The sequence below is a fragment of the bacterium genome, from assembly GCA_036524115.1.
GTDB lineage: Bacteria > JAUVQV01 > JAUVQV01 > JAUVQV01 > DATDCY01 > DATDCY01.
This window is the reverse complement of sequence record DATDCY010000143.1, coordinates 1-3,888: the sequence shown is the minus strand read 5'-3', so window position 1 is coordinate 3,888 and position 3,888 is coordinate 1. Positions and strand designations below refer to the sequence as shown.

Genomic DNA, 3,888 nt, shown 5'->3' with positions numbered 1-3,888 from the left:
GGCCTCCGCCGCCGCTGCGCGGGGCACGGGCGCGCTCAGCACGACCCGCGTCCCCCGTCCGGGCGCGCTGTCGATCGCCAGGCGCCCGCCGAGCAGGGTCAGCCGCTCGCGGATGCCGAAGAGGCCGAAGCCGCCGCCGGGACCGGGCGGGGGCAGGACCGCCGGCTCGAAACCCGCCCCCGCGTCCGAGACCGAGATCTGCAGGTCGTCGCCCTCGCAGCACACGTCGACGGCGGCCCGCGAGGCGCCGGCGTGCTTGACGACGTTGAAGAGCACCTCGCGGACCGATTCGAACAGCAGGACGATGACGTCCTCGGCGAGGTTCGGCGGCGCGCCACGGTCGCTGAAGTCGATCGCCAGGCCGTGCTTCTCGAGCATCCAGGTGACCAGCCAGCGCAGCGCCGCGCCGAGGCCCCGCTCGTAGAGGATCGGCGGGCTGAGCTCGGCCGTGAGCGTCCGCGAGGCCTGGATCGCCTCGTCGAGCATCGCGCTGATCTGCTCGCCGGTGGCGCGGGCGCCCCCGTCGGCGGAGTGGCGCAGCGCGGTCACCCTGAACTTCGAGGCGACCAGCAGCTGCTGCAGGTGGTCGTGCAGGAGCTTGGCGATGCGCCGGCGCTCGCGCTGCTCGGCGAGGGTCAGCTCCCCGGCCAGCGCCCTGAGCTCCCTGTTGGCGTCGGCCAGCTCGCGCGTGCGCTCGTCGACCCGCCGCTCGAGCTCGTCGTTGGCGCGCCGCAGCGCCTCCTGGGCCTCGCGCTTGGCGGTCACGTCATGGAAGACCAGCACCACGCCGGCGACCCCGCCGCCTGCCGACAGGATCGGCGCGGCGCTGTCCTCGATGGGGACCAGGCGGCCGTCCCGGGCGACGATGGAGGTGTTGTTGGCCAGGAGCACGGCGCGGTTCTCCCGCAGGACGCGGCCGACGATGTCCTCGGCCGGCAGGCCGGTGCGCCCGTCCACCGTCCGGAAGACCTCCGTGGCCGGTCTGCCGAGCGCCTCGGCCTCCGTCCAGCCGGTGAGCGCCGTGGCGACCGGGTTGAGGAAGGTGACGCGGCCGTCGGCGTCGGCCGACAGCACGGCGTCGCCGATGCTCCTCAGGGTGATCCGCAGGCGCTCCTCGATGGCCTGCCGCTCGGCCTCGGCGCGCTTGCGGGCGGTGATGTCCGAGAAGGTGACGGCGAAGAACCCGCGGTGGGGGCTGAACGCCGAGACGGCGAACCACTTGCCGAGCGCGGCCGCGTGGCTCTCGAACTGCGTCGGCTGCATCGTGAGCGCCACGCGCCCGTACCTGCCGATCCAGTCGGTCGGGTCGTCCCCGATCCCCGGCAGCACGGTGGTGACGCGCTGCCCGACAATCCGGTCGGGGTCGAGGCCGGTCAGGCGCGCGAAGGCCTGGTTGACCTCCAGGAAGACGTAGTCGCACGGGTCGCCCGCGGCGTCGAGGACGATGCGGTGGAACGCGAAGCCCTCGTGCATGTTGCCGAAGAGCGAGCGCAGCTTCTCCTCGCTGCGCTCGAGGTCGTCCTCGGTCGCGCGGGCCTGGGAGCCCTCGAGGACCTTCCAGCCCCCGGCGTCGCGCAGGAGGGCGCACCGGTGCTCCTTGACGATCGCGAGCAGATCCGGGACCTCGACCTGCCCGCGGGGGTAGAGCACCAGCACGATGAGGTTGAGCGCGCGCAGGGACGCGGCGCCCGGCAGGTGCCGGGCGAGGCCGACCTCCGAGGGCGGCGCGGGCGTCGCGAGGCGCAGCCCGTCGAAGCCCTCCAGGACCGCGGCGTCGAGGGCGCGGCTGATCCCGTCGCCCGCGGGCTCCGCCGGCGCGTGCGGCCAGGCCGCCTCCAGCACCCGGATCCGGCCGGCGCCGAGGTGCCCCGCGAAGGCCGGGTCGGCGTCGATGAGCGCCCGGGCGGCGCCCGCAACCTCGAGGGCCGCGTCGACCTTCCACAGGCAGAGTTCGTTGTTCCGGATCCCGGCCCTGAAGTAGGGGACGAGCACCTCGAGCAGGTCGTCCCTGGTGTCATAGAACTGGCAGAAGTGGCTGCCCCAGGGCAGATCGCCGACGAGTTCGATCCCTGAGTCGCGGCGGTGGAAGGCGCGCATCGCTCAGGCTTCCGCGCGCCGCGCCGATCGCGGCCGGTCGGTCACCGTTCCGGTCGGCGCTGGCAGCTCGAGACCGGCATGTTCACGATCTGCCACTTGCCGGCGTTCATGGCGAGCGCGAACTCGTGGTTCTTGACGACGTCGAGGATCTCGACGACCCCGCACTTGTGGAGGGCGTAGGTGCAGAGCACCAGGAGCTTCGTCCCGCCGATCACCCTGTTGATCTCGGCCTCGTAGCAGGCGAAGTCGTCCCAATCCTTCCGGTTGTCGATCCAGTAGGGCGAGCCGCTCACGCGGAGGCCCTCGAAGCCGCGTGCCAGGGCCTCTGCGTGCTTCTCCATCCACATGCGGAGCGTGCGCTCGAGGTCGAACTTCCCGCCCTTGAGATACCAGTCGGTGTGGGGGAAGACCTCCATCTGCTGTCCGTGGCGGTAGGCGTCGAACCCGGGGACGCCGTCCGCGAGGGCCACCAGGGCCTCGTCGCGGGTGAGGAAGTCCGAGGTGACCCAGACGCACATCTCGTTGCGCTGGAGCCCGGTGCGGAAGTAGGGGACGACGATGTCGAGCATGTCCTGCTGCGTTTGGTAGAACTGGCAGAAGTGGCTGCCCCAGGGCAGGGCGCCAACAAGGGGTATGCCGGAATCGGTCCTGAACTGGTCGGTGGCGCTCACCTGGCGGTCTCCATTGGAGGAAAGTTTAGGCGCGGCGAGAAAGTTGTCAACCCTTGTCGGAGACGTCGTCACCGCGGCGCTTCGCCGCGATGACGGATTGTCCGATCGCTAATCCATTGGTTTCAGGGAGAATATTTCTGTTGACTCGGGAGTGTTGGCGTCCTAATATTGGTTTTCAACTGAAGTCGTTGAACCACTAGGGGATCCGTCCATGCGTGTGTCGGTCAGCGAGTTGTTCCGCGAAGCGACCGGCAGCGAGACCGTGCATCTCGTGACCCGGGAGACAGGCGCCGTGGTCCGCGCCGCGATCGTCCAGCGGCTCGAGCGGCTCGAGCGCGGCGGCGTGCTGTCGCTCGACTTCGGCGGCGTGGGCATCGTCGACTTCTCGTGCGCGGACGAGTGTCTCGCCAAGCTCGTGCTGCGCCTCAACGCCGGCGAGTACGGCGAGCGCTTCCTCTGCCTCGGCGGGCTCGGCGAATCGCAGCGGGAGAACATCGAGGTCGCGCTCGAGCGCAAGAAGCTGCCGGTCCTGCTGCTCGGCGCCGGCGCGGCCTGGGAATGCCTCGGGGCGCTCACCCCGCACCTGCGCGAGACGCTGCGACTGGTGATGGACCGCGGCGGCCTGAGCGCGCGGGAACTGGCCGATCGACTGGGCATCGAGTTGACCGCGGCGAGCACCCGCCTCATCAATCTGCACCGGGTCCGCCTCGTCAGGCGGCGCGAGCGCACGATCGAGGAGGGCGGCCGGGAATTCGTCTATGAGCCGTTGCAGGCGCCGTCGGCGGCGGTGGCGGGGGAGGCGGCGCATGGCTGAGGAGGGCGCGGTGCTGCCCGGCGGCCTCGCGGCGGAGGCGTTCTTCGGGCGCGTCCGCGAGACGCACGAGCTGCGTCGCGAGGCGCGCTCGCTCCTGCGGGGGCGGGGGCGCAGCCGCGCGCTCTGCGCACTCCCCGGCGCGGGAAGGACCGAGCTGCTCCTGCACTGGCACGGGCGCCTCTTCCGGGAGGGGGAGATCCTCCCGCTCTCCTGGGCCGTCCCGCGCTGCGCGGACCGGTCGTCGATCGCGGCGGACCTCGCGGGCCAAATCGCCGTGCAGGCCCTCGCCTTCGCGCGGCGCGACCC

At 71.6% G+C, this 3,888-nt stretch carries 4 protein-coding genes; 2 read left to right on the top strand and 2 right to left on the bottom strand.

From position 1 onward, the window contains the following. A partial coding sequence (locus VI078_06860) for a PAS domain S-box protein (GenBank protein ID HEY5999012.1) occupies window positions 1–2,097 on the bottom strand: 2,097 nt, incomplete at its 3' end. A gap of 41 nt (window positions 2,098–2,138) precedes the next feature. Next, window positions 2,139–2,768, bottom strand: a complete 630-nt coding sequence (locus VI078_06855; GenBank protein HEY5999011.1) for an MEDS domain-containing protein — start codon at window positions 2,766–2,768, stop codon at window positions 2,139–2,141. 211 nt (window positions 2,769–2,979) lie between these two features. On the opposite strand from VI078_06855, the gene VI078_06850 reads away from it, so the two are divergent. Together VI078_06850 and VI078_06845 are read left to right on the top strand one after the other, a co-directional pair. Beyond that, window positions 2,980–3,582, top strand: coding sequence for a hypothetical protein (locus VI078_06850; GenBank protein HEY5999010.1), 603 nt, complete (start codon window positions 2,980–2,982; stop codon window positions 3,580–3,582). Next, the coding region (locus VI078_06845) for a hypothetical protein (protein HEY5999009.1) at window positions 3,575–3,888 on the top strand (314 nt) is incomplete at its 3' end. The genes VI078_06850 and VI078_06845, both read left to right, overlap by 8 nt.

What these genes read in the sequence shown, in the direction of transcription:
- VI078_06850 (HEY5999010.1), top strand. Translation starts at nt 2,980, where the DNA reads ATGCGTGTGTCGGTCAGCGAGTTGTTCCGCGAAGCGACCGGCAGCGAG.